Here is a 16,082-nt window from a genome sequence, read left to right as displayed (position 1 = left end):
CATTTCCACTACGCTTATCAATAATGTCATTTGTTACAACAACTCGTTAAGCCATCGCAAACTTATCAATTAATGCAGATTTAATCACATCAACACCTGGGCCATAAATAGCTTGAACCCCTTGATCTTTAATCACTAAGCCTAACGCTCCGGTTGATTTCCATAATGTATAATCAGCCACTAATGCTGGATCTTTAACTGTAATCCGTAGACGTGTCATACAAGCATCAATCTCTGCGATATTTTCACGACCACCTAAATTTTGAATAATGATTTCAAGCTTGTCGTCTTGTGACATCCCTTCTGCTTTTTCATCAATATAATTACCAGCACGTCCAGGGGTTGGTAGATTAAATTTAATAATAAGCAAACGGAATAACGCATAGTTGATCGAAAAGAAGGCAATACACACCATCACAAAGCTAATCAAGTCGCCACCAATGCCCGCAGAAATCATCATCGGAACACGTGTAATCAGTTCAATCAGACCAAAAGCATGCACACGTAAATCAATCAAATCCACCAGCGCAAAAGCCAATCCGGTTAATATCGCATGTGCTACATACAGTACGGGAGCAACAAACATGAACATAAATTCAATCGGCTCAGTGACACCCGTTAGCAATACAGCCAAACATGCTGAGAAGAACATTGGCTTATATTGCAGACGCTTATCACTATCAACACAATGGTACATCGCAAGACCAATACCAATTAAAGAAGACGCTGCAATGATCACTTGACCCGCTTTAAAGCGCGCAGGATGAACCGTCGCCAATAGATGTTGATAAACCGCTGGATCGGTTAATTTAAGGTTATTTAAATCACTCACCCATGCAAGCCATAATGGATCTTGACCATAAACACTTGAACCCGCACTTGGTCCGGTTAATAACTGATATGTTCCACCCAGTTCGGTATAATTCATAGGAATTGTTAACGTATGGTGTAAACCAAAAGGCAGCAATAAACGCTCTAAGGTGCCATAAACAAACGGAGCAACAATCGGTGCGCTATCTTTTGAATTTGCGATCCACTGTCCAAATTCATTTAATGCACCTTGTACTAATGGCCAGATAACCGCGAGAACAAACGCGATAATCACTGAATAAATAATCACCATAAAAGGAACAAAACGTTTGCCGTTAAAGAACGCTAATGCTTCTGGTAAACGCGAGTAATCATAGTAACGGTTATATAAATTAGCCCCAAGATATCCTGATATAATGCCAATAAATACGCCCATATTGAGTGTTGGCGCGCCTAAAATTGTTGTGAAAAATTGAGATACAGGCAACTCAGAACCAAATAGACTCATGACAGTAGCATGAGGATCATTCATCATGCCGCTACTTACACCGAAAATAACCCCCGTGGTGCGGTTAATCAGTATAAAAGCAATCACGGCTGCAAATGCACCACCCGCCCGCTCTTTAGCCCATGAACCACCAATCGCAACGGCAAATAACAGGTGTAAGTTAACAATCACGCCCCAGCCAATATTTTCCATGATATGGCCAATAGTTTCGATAGCACCAATGCCACCAGCATACATAGCAACCACTTTACCCAGCGAAATCATAATACCAGCGGCTGGCATTACGGCGATCACAACGATCAGTGATTTACCAAATCGTTGCCAAAAATCAAACGAAAGCAATTTACTCATAACGATGTCCTTGATTGAGAAGGCAGGTTAACGTCATCACTGACCTGCCATAAATATAACTATTGTTTTTTCACAAACACATAAGCTGCATAAGCTGGTGCTAATTGTGTCGCCATAAAGTCACTACGGGCGGTGTCATTATTTGGCGTTTGATTATCGAGAATGAGTTCCCCTAGCTGAGTAATATCAAGATCAACGTTGGTATCGTGATCACTTAAATTCGTAATAATCGTCCACGTTAGATCTGATTCAATACGTTGATAAGCATAAATATTGATATCGTTTTCTAGTAATAATTGATAACAACCTGTAATCAAACTTGGGTTATTTTTTCGAAGGGCGATTAACTGTTTATAAAACTGTAAAATCGAGTGCGGGTCGCGCTGTTGTTGTTCAACATTAATATCGGTGTAATTAGGGTTAACAACCAGCCATGGTGTCACCTCTGAAAACCCACCAAAAACACTACTATTCCACTGCATAGGTAAACGGCTATGATCACGCGAGACTTGATTTAGCAGATCTAATATTTGTTGATCTGTTTTTCCTTGCTGTTGTAATTTAATGATTAAATTTTTAGCCGACACATCATTAAAATCATCTAACGAAGTAAACGTATGATTAACAATGCCAATTTCTTGGCCTTGGTAAATAAATGGCGTGCCTTTCATTAGAAAATAACAGGCGGCTAATGCGGTGGCACTGCCATACCAATAATGAGGATTAGCAAACGTATTAATACTACGGGCTTGATCGTGATTTTCGAGATATAAAGCATTCCAGCCTTTACCTTCTAACGCATTTTGCCAGCGAGTTAAAATTTGCTTAAATTCCACCAAATCAAACTGCTTACCATTTTGCTCTTCCGACCACAACTTCATGTGTTCAAATTGGAAAATCATATTAAAGACACCACCTTTATCGTTTTCAGTGGGTTCAGCAACCCACGTTAACGCATCTTGTGCCGCTACCCCATTAGCTTCACCGACAGTGACAATATCAAAGGGAGCAAAAGCTTGGTCTCGCAGTTCATATAAGTGCTGCTCAATACCATCAACATTCATGTGGTAATCAAACGAAGACACATAATCATCACCATTAAGGTTAGGTAATGATGGTAGATTAGGTTGCTTTTGAATATGACTAATAGCATCTACTCGAAATCCATCAATGCCGCGTGCTAGCCACCAATGGATCATGCTAAATAGTGCTTGTTTTACTTCAGGATTTTGCCAATTAAGATCGGGCTGTTTTTTAGAAAATAAGTGCAAATAATATTGCGCAGTAGCAGCATCATATTGCCACGCACTGCCATGAAATATACTTTCCCAATTATTAGGATCATTGGTAGGACTTGTCGGAGTTGGAGCACTACCATCGCGCCAAATATACCAATCACGCTTAGGGTTCGTTTTATTTTGGCGTGATTCAATAAACCATGGATGCTCGTCACTGGTATGGTTAATCACTAAATCCATGATGATACGAATACCGCGCTCATGTGCAGCACTGATTAAACGATCAACATCGGCAAGGCTACCGAAATCTGGGTGAATAGCTTGGTAGTCACTAATATCGTAACCATTGTCATCATTAGGTGATTGATAAAATGGACAAATCCATACTAAATCAATACCAAGTTCAGCTAAGTAATCCAGTTTGGTAATAATGCCAGCAATATCACCAATACCATCTTGGTTGCTGTCAAAAAAACTACGAGGGTATATTTGATAAGCAGTCGCTGCTTTCCACCACGCAAGCGATGTTGCTGACGTATTATTGAGGTGATTCATCCATTTAACCTTACTAAACGTATACTGCATATTCGTATGTGTTACCGATAACACATACGGTAAGATCGAATGTAGTGATATGCAAAAGGTTTTTAAATGAATTGAGAGCTTTCTCTAATTTTTAACTCAAATTGACCTTCACAAGAACTTGAATCACGCTTGATTAGCTTCTTCACTGCCTGATAGCCCATTTGATAATAATTAAACGCTACCGTTGTTAAACTTGGCACTAATAAGTCGCTATAGTCATAGTCACCAATGCCTACAATCCAAATATCATGGCCTATTTTTAGGTGTTGTTCTTTTGCAAGACGATACAAACGAATAGCAATATTGTCAGTAGCGCAAAAATAAACTTGATTAGGTTGTAGTGTAACCGTTTGATAAGCTTCTTTTTGTTCAGAATCAGCTAATGCTTGTAAAGAAAGAGGTAAAGCTGGAGCAATATGATCAATCGTGGATTGCATCAGTTGGGTACGTAATGAAAGCATACGCGCATCGTAAATATAATGGATGGCCGTAAAGGGAGCTTGCTGTTGTTGTAACTGATGAATGGTGTGAGAGACAAGTGCCGTTATTGCCGCTTGTTCGGGATAATATAAGCAACAATGATCAGAAATTTGTTTTCCAATAAAGATTAAATTTTCTAGCCCCTTATAAAAAGGTTCTTCGATACTGTGCTTTGAAGCAATAACAATTGTCCCCAATGCATTAAGGCCATTGAACTCACTTACAGCTTGCCGCTCAGATTCATGACTAAATCCAGTAGCATGAAATAACATTCGAGCATTAGATTCATTTGCCGCCGCTAACGCCCCTTTAATCACTAAGCTCGTCGTGTAAGATTCAATGCGCGGTGCAATAAAACCAATAATATTTGATTGACTACGAATAGAGCGTGCAAATTTATTCGGGGTATAATGATTTTCTTTTACGATCGCATCAATTTTAATGCGATTTTCTTCTGACACATAGCCACCATTAAAATAACGTGACACTGTCATTTTAGAGATTCCAAGCTGTTTTGAAATATCAGCCATCGTCATTTTCTGAGCCATAACACTTTCACTACAATAATCAATATTATCGCTATAGTACACAATATATTGACAAAGAATACAGCACTAACGTTAATCTATTGAAAAGTAATAAAACTATGCTGAGTTCCATTCAATAACAACAGTAAAATTATAAAGATTTAGTAATATATCTATCCCCTTCTTTTGCTACCAATAGAAAAACACCAGCCTTTGCTGGGCTGGTGTTTTTTATTCTTAGTACTTAAACGTACCTCGAATAGGATAGTTATTGTCTGGATTACGGATCCATCCAATACCATTAACTAATGATTCTAATTCTGGTCGAACAAATGGATTATTCGATAGATCAACAATCTGCAATCCACCATTTTCATTAATGACAAATAGTGCAGGCTCAGAGAAATTATGATCGGTTTCCTGCTCTGAACGTGGAATCGAAATATATAATCCTAATGTTTGCATTTGTTGTTCAGTTAAACCATAAGCAATAGGGAAACTGATCGTTAATTTTTCAATATGTTCTTCTAACTGTTGTTTTGAGTCAGCAGACACAGCAATAATTTCAACACCCGAATCTAACAACTTTTGTTTATAGCTTTCTAATTCATTAAGGTATTTTGTACACAATGGACAATGTTTACCTCGATAAACAAATACAGCTTGCCATGTTGCATTACCTTGTGGCTTACCTAAAGTAACAGATGAACCATCCAGTAATGTCACTTGCATTTCTGGGAATAAATCACCCGTATTAAGTTTTATTGAAGTCGTCATATTGAATCCTCGTTAGAGATCATTAATATATGCACCATTTCTTTGTAACAAGCATGTTTATATATTCAAATGAAAATGGACATTATTAAACATGAACGCTAATAACAAAGATAATGATTTAATATTTATGTGAAAAAGAATAACCAGGCAAGTTGTTATTAATAATGGATATAATATTAATAACAACTGCTGCTGTTTATTAATTACTTTTTAGGTGTACCAACAACCAATCCTAAAATAAGACCGAAAACCATATGTCCCATTAAAGCAACCATTGACATAGGAACGCTATTAAAAAACATTCCTTTACCAGCCATTGGCATAACAACGGTCATTGCAATAAGATAAACTGGAATTAAAAATACAATACCACGTAACCAACCAGGACCTGGTAAATATTTATACCCAATGAGTAAGTAACCAATAGGAAATACAATTGTACCAACCATGAAATGCATCATCAGACCGATACTCTCAGACGTTCCTAGCATGTGGGCAATAATGGCAGCCACATCCATAGAGTGTCCAATAAGATGCGGCGCAACAAACTTACCCATTAAGGTAAAAGCTAGTGTACCAAGAAAACCACCAATTAAAGCTTTAACTACATTACTTGCATTAAAAATACTATTAGACATATCGCCTCCATTACTATGCTTAATTATCGTTGGGACTTGATAAGTATAATGACTTATTCAAGTTGAATCTCTATTAAACCAAGCATTTAATAACATTAAATTGATTGTTAAGATTTCATAAATATACTTTTGAGAATTAATTATAAAAACATTCTCAAAAGAATAAAAAACTAAATCTTAGCCATATCACATGAAAAAATCTTATTCTTTCTGCCAACGAGTAATCATTCTATTCATTATTTATAAATTAAACATAGAACCATAAATTACATTAAATAATAAGGTGTTAATAATATTTCTATAACGTCTTATATAATTAACGGACTAAAAAAATCAAATAGGACTGACTTATTACTGTCTTTATTAATAAAGAATACATAGCACCATAAACTCGAAAACAGAACTAAACTGTTCAGTTTAATTTAAAGCAAAAGGTAAGCCTTGTCAATAACTTTAAACTAAACGGTTCATTTTAGATTAAAGTCTCATTTCTGCTTAATTTTCAACCACAGTAAAACCAACTTGCCTAATAATCATAAAATTTATTCTTAAAAGTATAACTTACGTTCAATTTTTAACATTTTTAATACATTTTAATGAAATAAGCGTTTTATTACTTGCTTGATTTGATCAAGAATAGAGTAATTAAATTTACAACACAGCAACATTTTGTTCATTTAACATACTGAAGATGACAATAAAATAGCTCTTTGATACTTTTTTATGACTTAAATACAATAAAACATTATATATCAGAGCGGTATTTTTCATCATTTAGAATGATACAATGACTACAAATTAACAACTATCAGGTAACAAAAGAATTGTTATCCAGTAACAGTTATTACTTCGCTTTGTTATGAGTAATCAAGTTCACGGAGGAAAAATGAAAATAATCCGAAGTAAGAAGATGATCATCATCCTGCTTACATTACTCGCAGTATTACTTTTGGTGACTCTTTTTACCAGCAGTAACATGGTGCTGTTTGACTCAAAAGGCAGCATTGGTGAAGCTCAATCGTCATTAATTATCACATCCGTTCTTTTGATGGCAATTATTATCATACCCGTTTTATTTATGACGATTTACTTTCCTTATAAATACCGCCATAGCAACAAAAAAGCGGAATACACGCCAGAATGGGAACACTCAACCAAAATAGAGGTCATTGTATGGACTATCCCCTGCTTGATCGTTTTAGCATTAGGATGGATCACCTACCAAACCTCTTACTCACTTGACCCAAGAAAAGAGATTGTTTCCGATCAAGAACCATTAACCATTCAAGTGGTTGCTATGAATTGGAAATGGCTGTTTATTTATCCAGAACAACAAATTGCCACAGTCAATGAAATAGCACTACCGGTTAACCGCCCCGTTAAATTCTTAGTCACTTCAGATACCGCCATGAACTCCTTTTTTATTCCACAGCTCGGCAGCCAAGTTTACGCAATGGCAGGCATGGAAAACCGTTTAAATCTTATGGCTAAAGAAGAAGGCAGTTATCGAGGAATATCAGCCAATTATAGTGGTTATGGCTTTTCTAACATGCGATTTAAAGCCCATGCCGTTAAAGCTGCTGATTTTGAACAATGGATAAAAAAAGTCAAAACCTCTGAGAAAATTTTAAATAATAATAGTTACGATCAACTCACAGCCAATGCCAACGAGCAAATTACAACGCCACATCCAGTGACATACTTTGCTTCTGTTGCTCCGCTGAAATTTAAAGACATTATTGAGAAACACGCAGGAGTCCAAAATGGCCTATAAAGGCGATGTATACGCCGAAGCGGATCCGGTTTTCGGCAAATTAAATTGGGATGTCATTCCCTTTACCGATCCAGTTGTTTTTCCAGTCATGATGGCCGTAGTGCTTGGCGGATTAGGGCTATTAGGCTTAATTACCTATCAAAAAAAATGGCACTACTTATGGAGTGAATGGTTTACCTCTGTCGATCATAAAAAGATAGGTATTATGTACATCATCGTATCAATGGTGATGCTCGTACGGGGGTTTTCTGATGCGATATTAATGCGATCTCAACAGGCAGCATCTACCATTGATGCCAGTTATCTGCCACCAGAACACTATGACCAAGTCTTTACCGCTCATGGCGTGATCATGATTTTCTTCGTTGCGATGCCATTTGTAGTGGGTCTAATGAATATTATCGTGCCATTGCAGATAGGTGCTCGCGATGTTGCCTTCCCCTTTTTAAATTCCTTGAGTTTTTGGCTCTTCGTTGTTGGCGTTATTCTAATTAACATGTCCCTTTTTGTTGGTGAGTTTGCAGCAACAGGCTGGTTAGCCTACCCGCCACTTTCAGGTATGGATGCTAATCCTTGGGTCGGGGTTGATTATTGGTTATGGTCACTGCAAATATCAGGTATAGGTACACTACTAACGGGGATTAACTTTGTTGTTACCATCCTTCGCATGCGTGCACCTGGCATGAAAATGATGCAAATGCCCGTGTTTACATGGACATCACTGTGTGCCAACGCACTGATTGTACTTGCCTTCCCTATTTTAACGGTTACCTTAACTCTGCTAACACTCGATCGTTATGTTGGTACTCATTTCTTTACTACTGATATGGGTGGTAACCAAATGATGTACGTCAACCTAATCTGGGCATGGGGTCACCCTGAAGTTTATATTCTGGTGCTGCCTGCTTTCGGTATTTTCTCTGAAATTACAGCCACGTTCTCACGCAAACGTCTATTTGGTTACACATCATTGGTGTGGGCAACAATGGTAATTATGGTGTTGTCATTTATCGTTTGGCTGCATCACTTCTTTACCATGGGCGCAGGTGCAAGTGTTAACGCCTTCTTTGGTATCGCAACCATGATTATTTCAATTCCAACCGGAGTTAAAATCTTTAACTGGTTGTTTACCATGTATAAAGGACGAGTCGAGTTCAGTGCCAGCATGTGGTGGACAATTGCGTTTTTAATCACCTTTACTATTGGTGGTATGACGGGAGTAATGCTTGCAATCCCTGCGGCTAACTTTGTGCTACACAACAGCTTATTCGTTATTGCCCACTTCCATAACGTGATTATCGGTGGCGCGCTCTTTGGTTACTTTGCCGGACTTACTTACTGGTTCCCGAAAGCCACAGGATTCACCCTTGATGAACGTCTTGGTAAGATCTCATGTGCACTTTGGACCGTCGGTTTCTTCGTGGCCTTTATGCCTGTCTATGTGCTTGGTTTTAACGGCATGACTCGCCGTCTAAATGTCGCAGATAATCCAGAATGGGCACCTTATTTATGGGTAGCAGCCTTTGGTGTCTGTATTGTTGCAGCAGGTATTGCGGTTCAGTTCTACCAAATATTCGTCAGTATTCGTGATCGAAAACAGAACCTAGATCTTACTGGTGATCCATGGAATGGTCGTACATTAGAATGGGCGACATCATCCCCTCCGCCGTTTTATAACTTTGCATTACTGCCTAAGATTCATGATCGTGACGAGCATTATTACGCCAAAGAACATGGTTTAGCTTATCAAGAGCCTGAACGTTATAAGCGAATCCATATGCCTAAAAACACCTGGGCAGGTGTGGTTATCAGTATGTTCTCATTAATGTTTGGTTTTGCTTTCATTTGGCATATCTGGTGGATGGTCATTGCTGGAACCATTGGCATGATTGCTTCTTGGATCGTTTACAGCTTTCAGCGCAGTAAAGATTACTATGTTGAAGTCTCTGAAGTGGAAGCAATTGAACGTAAACATCTTGCTAAAGCACGCGGTGAGAAGACCGCTGAACACAAAGATGGTGAAGATGATGATGATTTCGATCCATCCGATCTAAAACCAGCTGATTCCATAGCATAAGGGGCGAGAGCAATGATGACTACAGAAGTAAAAGACACCTTCAATCTCAATGTTCCTGCTCAGTCTAATGACAGTCATGAACTCGTTGATCATGACCATCACGACTATGCTGGCGATACTATTTTTGGATTTTGGATTTACATCCTTAGTGACTGCTTATTATTCGGTACTTTATTTGCAGTTTACGCTGTTTATTCAAATAGCTTTGCTGGCTTAATTGAACCTAAGGAACTGTTCAATCTTGGTTTTGTATTAACAGAAACGGCACTGTTACTGTTTAGTAGTTTTACATTCGGCATGGCAATGCTCAAAGCCAACCATGAAGACATTAAAGGTATGTTCAAATGGTTAGCCATTACGTTTGGGCTTGGTTTGTCTTTTTTAATTATGGAACTGTATGAGTTCTATCATTTTACTAGTGAAGGCGCGACATTCCATAGTAGTGCCTACTGGTCAGCATTTTACGGTTTAGTTGCCACTCACGGACTCCACGTTTTTGCAGGCTTAATGTGGATGATTGTATTGGTGTTCCATTTTAAACGGGACGGATTTTCTACAGAGAATAAAACACGTTTAGCCTGTTTAAGTTTGTTCTGGCACTTCCTTGATGTTATCTGGATCTGTGTGTTCAGTGTGGTTTACTTAATGGGAGTATTGTAATGGGCAATTCAACTAACCAACACTCGACTAACGAACATTCAACCGCGCATGGTCAAGGCGGCCAAGCTCACGGCAGCGTAAAAGAATATGTTCGAGGGCTAGTATTCTCTATTATTTTAACCATTGTACCTTTTGCAATGGTGATGGCTGGCGTCGGTTCAACCCAATTTATTATTGGTGTGATCATGATGTTCGCTGTTGCACAGATATTAGTCCAGCTGGTGTTCTTCTTGCATATGAACACCTCATCGGAACAAATGTGGAATACGTCGTCAGCTGTATTCGTGGTCGTTATTGTGGCTATTATTCTTATTGGTTCGTTGTGGATCATGGATCACTTAAACCACAACATGCTAATGGGTCATTGATCAAGGAGGTTCTATGATTAAACCTTATCTGAAACTGACCAAACCGGGCATTATCGGTGGCAATCTCATTGCAGCCATCGGTGGTGTATTACTGGCATCTCAAGGCAATATTGATGGCGTATTACTCTTAGCTGTCTGTATTGGTACCACCTTGATTGTCGCATCAGGTTGCGTGTTCAATAATGTCATCGATATAGATATCGACAAATTAATGAAACGTACTTGTGAGCGTGAATTAGTCAAAAAAATTGTTCCCATCTCTTATGCATTAATTTGGGCAACAATATTATGCGTTGGCGGTTTTTTTACACTTTATAAATACACTTCCACCGTCGCCTTTCAGTTTGGTGTGCTTGGTTTTGTAGTTTACGTTGGCTTATATAGCCTCTATTTCAAACGTAAATCAATTCACGGTACCTTAATTGGCGGCTTATCAGGCGCTTGTCCTCCCGTTATCGGTTATTGCGCTGTAACAGGGCAATTTGATAGCGGTGCGGCAATACTGTTTATTACTTTTTGTTTATGGCAAATTCCGCACTCATACGCGATTGCGATTTACCGTTTCGATGATTATAAATCAGCCTCAATTCCTGTCTTACCTGTTGAAATCGGTATTGCTCGCGCACGTTACCATATCATTGGTTATATCATTGCCTTTGCGATGGCAGCATTAACACTAACTTACCTTGGCTATGTGGGTAGCTGGTATGCATTAGGAATGGGATTAGTGAGCTTACATTGGCTGTATATTGCCAAAGTGGGTTATCAAAAAGTCCCTAATGCTCAGTGGGGTAAAAAAATGCTGTTAAGCTCTATTTTTAACATCATGGTATTTTGCACCTTGATATCACTGGATTTTTCATCTGAAAGTCTTGACGAAAACTATCAAGTTAATGCACTTCCAGCTGTAATAATGGAGCAGCATTCATGACCAAAAATCCAACTAAAATAGTGCTTCTTTTTGGCGCTCTGTTTCTCGCTACCTTAATGGGAAGCTATATTTATAACACCACAACCCCTGTTGGTGAGAATGTAAAACCGCTAAAAGATCTTGGCGGTCCATTTGAACTAAACAGTATTAACGGCAATGTCAGCCTTGATCAATTTAAAGGCAATATTGTGGTGCTCTATTTTGGTTTTTTAAACTGTGCTGAAGTCTGTCCCTCTTCTATGGGAACATTATCAGCCGCTTTTTCACGCTTATTACCTGCAACCTATCAACATGTACAAGGATTATTCGTCAGTGTCGATCCCGAACGCGATAATTTAGTGTCATTAAATAAATTCGCTAAATACTTCGATGATCGTGTTATTGGCTTAACCGGTACCAACCAACAAATAGACGCTTTAACGAAACAATATGGTGTTTATTTTGACATTGTTGATATGGAATCATCTGAATTAAGCTATACCGTCGATCACTCTTCACGTTTCTACATTATTGATGACACAGGCAAGCTAGTGGGAGCGATGAGCCACAACACGACCCCAGTCGAATTAGCTGCGGGCATTGAACGTATTTATGAAAAAACCATTGCTAAAAAATAGGAGATAACAATGAAAAGAAGTGCCTTGTACCTTGCATTATTAATGAGTTGTTTTCATGCTACGGCTTTTGCAGCGGATGTAACTCATGCCGACAACCATGTTCAATCTCAGCAAAACTACACTGAGGTTCAAAAAGTAAATGCCGTACTAACGATTGAAAATGCAACCGCAAAAGCCACGATCCCAGGCGCGAGTGTTAGCGCTGGCTACATGAAGATCATCAATAATGGAGATACAGCAATCACTCTCGTTAGCGCAAGCACTGCCATTGCTAAACATACAGAATTTCACCGTATGTTTATGCGTGATAATACGATGGCAATGCGTAAAGTGGATAAACTTGAGATCCCTGCTAATGGCAACCTAATTCTTGCAAGCAAGGGATATCATCTAATGTTTATGGGTGTCAAACAAGATCTTAAACCAAATCAAGTGATCACCGTAACCATGCAACAAGACAATGGTAAACAGTTCGATGTACAGCTTTTAGTCGTGCCAATTAAAAAGTATTAATGTGGGGGTAGTGTATGAAAGGTGTACATATTTTAGTTGCCAGTTTCTGCTTATTAGCCAGTGTATTAATCGCGCCAGTTAATGCCAAAACATCAATGGACAATGTGGTAAAACATTTAAACAACCCTTGTTCGAGTGAATTAATACAATTAGCAGAAGTAACATTAAAGACAAATCCACATCGCATTTTATCTTATAATGATAAGCCTACTGATGTTCACCTCTTTAATGCGCTAGCAGTAACCAGCTATCGAGATCGTGATAGCCATGTCACCTTTCACGGTATAAAAAATATAGCGGGAGGTTGTGATACATCGGTCACTGAAAGTTACGTATTACAAACATCTTGTTCAGATGCACGCCACGAAGCATTCAGTAAATGGGATTTTCAAGGCAAACTCAATGACAGAACTTACGTTTTAAATAGTAAACGTATTAAAGGCAAACAGGCTTTTTTAACTGATCAATTACCTGATATTTGTTTAGTTACAACCCGTCAAGTAATCAATAATTAATCTGTATTCTCTTTTTATTTTAACAATTTTAATATTCTAAAATAACCAATTAATACATAATAAAAAAGGCTCAAATAAGAGCCTTTTCTTTATTCTTGTTCGCGCCACCTATTATTGGTGAGCCTCTTTCTTTTCAATTACTTTTGCAAAATGGAAAAATGCTTCTTTCATACACTCATCTAAATTTACATTATGAGCTTTAGCACTTACTTTATTAAACTCTTCTGTATCCATTTTTAAATCAACAGCATAACCTGTATCTTCTTTGATAATATCAACATGAATATGTTTAAATTCAGGATCGATAACCATCATTTCTTCGATATAACCAGCAACTGATGATTTAATTGAATCAGTTAATTCCATATGTTCACATTTGATTTTTAAGCTCATGATACGCCTCGGTAATTATCTTAAATATCTGGAATTGACTATAAGCCTAAAGTTTTAAAATGTCTCTATCATAAAAAAGTAATATTAATACTCAAATTTTGAGATTTAATATAATTCCACTCGCGAGGTATAAATTAAATATAAAAATATATTGTGCCTATGATTAAATACTCAATAAAATAGTTTACTGACGTTAACTCGAAATTTTACGTTAGAAATGCTAGAATCGCCGCCCTTGTTCGTAATAGATACCATCATGCACGCATCAGATCATCATTTTACTCGCTTCATTGCCGCTATTGATACGCTACCGCTACCTGAGCGTTTTACGTTTCCATTTTGCTACACACCTCATCCATTATGTGTGTTAGCGGCTCAAGAATTACAACAACATATCGCGACTCAAGATCAATGGCAGCATAATTTTGGATTAGACAATAATGATGCAATTGGCCATATGTTTGGGGTTTTATTAGTTCAAAACCAACAAGGTGAACTCGGTTATTTATCTGCATTTTCAGATAAAATTGCCAATCTTGCACACCAGCCCCATTTTGTTCCTCCGGTATTTGATGAGCAAAACATCGATCCTGCGATCAAGGCTCAACAAGTTTTGATTGATGAAGTGACGACTAAAATAACCGCAATTGAATCCAAACCAAGTTACATTCAGTTGCAGCATCAATATCAGGTCGCTCAAGATCACGCTGAATTAGCCTCTGAATCATTTCGCTTACAGATGATCGAACAGCGCAAACAACGTAAATTACAACGTAAAGCGGCAGAACAAAGTCACGATAGCGAATTTATGACCCAAGAATTCCATCGTTTAGCCCGTGAAAGTGCGTTTGATAAGCATCAACAAAAAGCCATTCGCCAGCAGTGGACACAAACACTCAGTGAGATTAGCGATAAATTACAATCTGATACCTCTGCACTTACCCTTCTAAAAGCAGAATATGAAACCTTAACCGCATTATTACAACAACACCGTTACGCACAATATCAATTCTTAAATCAAAATGGTGAAACAAAAGATCTCAATGCGTTGTTTAATGACCAAACGCCACCACAAGGTGCTGGCGATTGTGCCACGGTTAAATTACTCCAGTATGCTTTTAAGCAACATTTAACCCCGTTAGCAATGGCTAAATTTTGGTGGGGAGCCTCTCCTTCTGCGCAAATTCGCAAGCATAAATACTTTTATGAAGCCTGCAAAAACAAATGCGAACCGATTTTACAGCATATGCTAACAGGACTAGATATTGATGCTAATCCGCTCTTACAAAACCCAGCAGAAGGCAAAGAGCTAGAGATTGTGTATCAAGACGATGCGATGGTGGTTATCAATAAACCGGCAGAGTTTCTTTCAGTTCCTGGTAAAACCATCACCGATTCAGTTTATAGCCGCATGCAAGCGATGTTCCCTAACAGTAATAGCCCTTTAATTGTCCACCGTTTAGATATGGCGACATCAGGCCTAATTGTAATTGCATTAACTAAAGACGCCCATAAAGCACTACAACAACAGTTTATTAACCGTACCGCAGAAAAGCGTTATGTGGCATTATTAGATGGTATTGCAAAGCAGGATCATGGTGAGATTAACTTACCAATGCGGGTTGATTTAGACGATCGTCCACGCCAATTAGTCTGTTATGAACATGGCAAACCTGCACTCACAAAATGGCAGGTTCTCGAACGTAAAGACGGTAAAACTAAGGTCTATTATTACCCTAAAACAGGCAGAACTCACCAGCTACGCATTCACTCAGCCCACCAAAACGGTATGAACATGCCAATTGTCGGTGATGATTTATACGGTCAAAAAGCAAACCGCTTACATCTACATGCACAATACCTTGGCCTAAACCACCCTGTCACTGGCGAACCTATGGTGTTTGAGGTCGATGCCGATTTTTAAGTCGGTTTAGATAGCGCATATATAAAAAGCTAACAAACAATAAAGCGAATGTTAGCTTTTTTATTTGTTTTATCATGGCTGTTCTGAATATTTCTTAAAAATACAATTTGCACGTTATAAACCACAATTAAATACCACTCGATATATAGCATGACTTTTCTCTAAAAATAGCTGTATTTAACAGTATTCTTCTAACTCACACTTCACGATTAAAATTCATGATAATTCCTTTTAAAATAATGCAGTTATCCTAAAAAAGACACTTCAAATAAGCTTTAATATAACGTTGTGATTCATTAAATTATAAATTTGGTAGATATAACAGATGTTATGTGAAATGGATGGGGAAGTTCGTTGATATAGAGTACAGCTGATTGTGATGGAATTATTTAGTGA

The 16,082-nt window shown here is 38.0% G+C and carries 15 protein-coding genes; 9 read left to right on the top strand and 6 right to left on the bottom strand.

Translation table 11 applies throughout. The features are described 5' to 3' along the window. Positions 1-46: 46 nt before the first annotated feature. The 5 genes from C9J51_RS12955 to C9J51_RS12935 all read right to left on the bottom strand — a co-directional run bounded on the left by C9J51_RS12955 (position 47) and on the right by C9J51_RS12935 (position 5,914). Positions 47-1,669, bottom strand: a complete 1,623-nt coding sequence (locus tag C9J51_RS12955; protein WP_045039864.1) for a PTS transporter subunit IIBC — start codon at positions 1,667-1,669, stop codon at positions 47-49. 59 nt (positions 1,670-1,728) lie between these two features. After that, positions 1,729-3,462 (bottom strand): alpha-glucosidase, encoded by a 1,734-nt coding sequence (locus tag C9J51_RS12950; RefSeq protein ID WP_045039863.1) that lies wholly within the window; start codon positions 3,460-3,462, stop codon positions 1,729-1,731. A gap of 92 nt (positions 3,463-3,554) precedes the next feature. Then, positions 3,555-4,520, bottom strand: a complete 966-nt coding sequence (locus C9J51_RS12945) for a LacI family DNA-binding transcriptional regulator (RefSeq protein ID WP_045039862.1) — start codon at positions 4,518-4,520, stop codon at positions 3,555-3,557. 216 nt (positions 4,521-4,736) lie between these two features. Next, the gene (locus C9J51_RS12940) at positions 4,737-5,276 is read right to left on the bottom strand and encodes a redoxin domain-containing protein (protein WP_107275206.1); all 540 of its coding nucleotides are present in this window, start codon (positions 5,274-5,276) and stop codon (positions 4,737-4,739) included. 203 nt (positions 5,277-5,479) lie between these two features. Beyond that, a complete protein-coding gene (locus C9J51_RS12935) occupies positions 5,480-5,914 on the bottom strand; it encodes a DUF6789 family protein (protein ID WP_045038058.1) in 435 nt (144 codons plus the stop codon). Positions 5,915-6,800: 886 nt separating this feature from the next. On the opposite strand from C9J51_RS12935, the gene cyoA reads away from it, so the two are divergent. The 8 genes from cyoA to C9J51_RS12895 are packed head-to-tail and all read left to right on the top strand — an operon-like array spanning position 6,801 to position 13,369. Then, positions 6,801-7,688 (top strand): ubiquinol oxidase subunit II, encoded by an 888-nt coding sequence (gene cyoA / locus C9J51_RS12930; RefSeq protein WP_045039861.1) that lies wholly within the window; start codon positions 6,801-6,803, stop codon positions 7,686-7,688. After that, positions 7,678-9,765, top strand: a complete 2,088-nt coding sequence (cyoB, locus tag C9J51_RS12925; protein ID WP_045039860.1) for a cytochrome o ubiquinol oxidase subunit I — start codon at positions 7,678-7,680, stop codon at positions 9,763-9,765. Before cyoA ends, cyoB begins: the two co-directional genes overlap by 11 nt. Positions 9,766-9,780: 15 nt before the next feature. Continuing rightward, on the top strand, positions 9,781-10,425 hold the full coding sequence (gene cyoC / locus C9J51_RS12920) for a cytochrome o ubiquinol oxidase subunit III (RefSeq protein ID WP_107237493.1): 645 nt from the start codon (positions 9,781-9,783) through the stop codon (positions 10,423-10,425). Further along, positions 10,425-10,793, top strand: a complete 369-nt coding sequence (cyoD, locus tag C9J51_RS12915) for a cytochrome o ubiquinol oxidase subunit IV (protein WP_045039859.1) — start codon at positions 10,425-10,427, stop codon at positions 10,791-10,793. The genes cyoC and cyoD overlap by 1 nt, the downstream gene beginning before the upstream one ends. A gap of 13 nt (positions 10,794-10,806) precedes the next feature. Continuing rightward, positions 10,807-11,724 (top strand): heme o synthase, encoded by a 918-nt coding sequence (gene cyoE, locus C9J51_RS12910; RefSeq protein WP_045039858.1) that lies wholly within the window; start codon positions 10,807-10,809, stop codon positions 11,722-11,724. Then, positions 11,721-12,341, top strand: coding sequence for an SCO family protein (locus C9J51_RS12905; protein WP_045039857.1), 621 nt, complete (start codon positions 11,721-11,723; stop codon positions 12,339-12,341). Before cyoE ends, C9J51_RS12905 begins: the two co-directional genes overlap by 4 nt. 9 nt (positions 12,342-12,350) lie before the next feature. Further along, positions 12,351-12,854, top strand: a complete 504-nt coding sequence (locus C9J51_RS12900) for a copper chaperone PCu(A)C (RefSeq protein WP_045039856.1) — start codon at positions 12,351-12,353, stop codon at positions 12,852-12,854. 14 nt (positions 12,855-12,868) lie between these two features. After that, complete coding sequence (locus C9J51_RS12895) at positions 12,869-13,369, top strand: hypothetical protein (RefSeq protein WP_045039855.1); 501 nt, start codon at positions 12,869-12,871, stop codon at positions 13,367-13,369. A 111-nt stretch (positions 13,370-13,480) separates the two neighbouring features. On the opposite strand, the gene C9J51_RS12890 is transcribed toward C9J51_RS12895, so the two are convergent. After that, a complete protein-coding gene (locus C9J51_RS12890) occupies positions 13,481-13,762 on the bottom strand; it encodes a hypothetical protein (protein ID WP_045039854.1) in 282 nt (93 codons plus the stop codon). A 256-nt stretch (positions 13,763-14,018) separates the two neighbouring features. Between C9J51_RS12890 and C9J51_RS12885 the strand changes: the two genes are divergently transcribed. Continuing rightward, the gene (locus C9J51_RS12885) at positions 14,019-15,686 is read left to right on the top strand and encodes an RluA family pseudouridine synthase (RefSeq protein WP_045039853.1); all 1,668 of its coding nucleotides are present in this window, start codon (positions 14,019-14,021) and stop codon (positions 15,684-15,686) included. Positions 15,687-16,082 lie beyond the last annotated feature (396 nt).

It is taken from the genome of Photobacterium iliopiscarium (assembly GCF_003026395.1).
Classification (GTDB): Bacteria; Pseudomonadota; Gammaproteobacteria; order Enterobacterales; family Vibrionaceae; genus Photobacterium; species Photobacterium iliopiscarium.
Note: the sequence above shows the minus strand (reverse complement) of the source record. Positions and strands in the feature narration are given on the sequence as shown.

Excerpts from the sequence above, each read along its gene's own strand:
- C9J51_RS12955 (WP_045039864.1), bottom strand. The coding sequence starts at position 1,669 with ATGAGTAAATTGCTTTCGTTTGATTTTTGGCAACGATTTGGTAAATCA.
- C9J51_RS12950 (WP_045039863.1), bottom strand. The coding sequence starts at position 3,462 with ATGAATCACCTCAATAATACGTCAGCAACATCGCTTGCGTGGTGGAAA.
- C9J51_RS12945 (WP_045039862.1), bottom strand. The coding sequence starts at position 4,520 with ATGGCTCAGAAAATGACGATGGCTGATATTTCAAAACAGCTTGGAATC.
- C9J51_RS12940 (WP_107275206.1), bottom strand. The coding sequence starts at position 5,276 with ATGACGACTTCAATAAAACTTAATACGGGTGATTTATTCCCAGAAATG.
- C9J51_RS12935 (WP_045038058.1), bottom strand. The coding sequence starts at position 5,914 with ATGTCTAATAGTATTTTTAATGCAAGTAATGTAGTTAAAGCTTTAATT.
- cyoA (WP_045039861.1), top strand. The coding sequence starts at position 6,801 with ATGAAAATAATCCGAAGTAAGAAGATGATCATCATCCTGCTTACATTA.
- cyoB (WP_045039860.1), top strand. The coding sequence starts at position 7,678 with ATGGCCTATAAAGGCGATGTATACGCCGAAGCGGATCCGGTTTTCGGC.
- cyoC (WP_107237493.1), top strand. The coding sequence starts at position 9,781 with ATGACTACAGAAGTAAAAGACACCTTCAATCTCAATGTTCCTGCTCAG.
- cyoD (WP_045039859.1), top strand. The coding sequence starts at position 10,425 with ATGGGCAATTCAACTAACCAACACTCGACTAACGAACATTCAACCGCG.
- cyoE (WP_045039858.1), top strand. The coding sequence starts at position 10,807 with ATGATTAAACCTTATCTGAAACTGACCAAACCGGGCATTATCGGTGGC.
- C9J51_RS12905 (WP_045039857.1), top strand. The coding sequence starts at position 11,721 with ATGACCAAAAATCCAACTAAAATAGTGCTTCTTTTTGGCGCTCTGTTT.
- C9J51_RS12900 (WP_045039856.1), top strand. The coding sequence starts at position 12,351 with ATGAAAAGAAGTGCCTTGTACCTTGCATTATTAATGAGTTGTTTTCAT.
- C9J51_RS12895 (WP_045039855.1), top strand. The coding sequence starts at position 12,869 with ATGAAAGGTGTACATATTTTAGTTGCCAGTTTCTGCTTATTAGCCAGT.
- C9J51_RS12890 (WP_045039854.1), bottom strand. The coding sequence starts at position 13,762 with ATGAGCTTAAAAATCAAATGTGAACATATGGAATTAACTGATTCAATT.
- C9J51_RS12885 (WP_045039853.1), top strand. The coding sequence starts at position 14,019 with ATGCACGCATCAGATCATCATTTTACTCGCTTCATTGCCGCTATTGAT.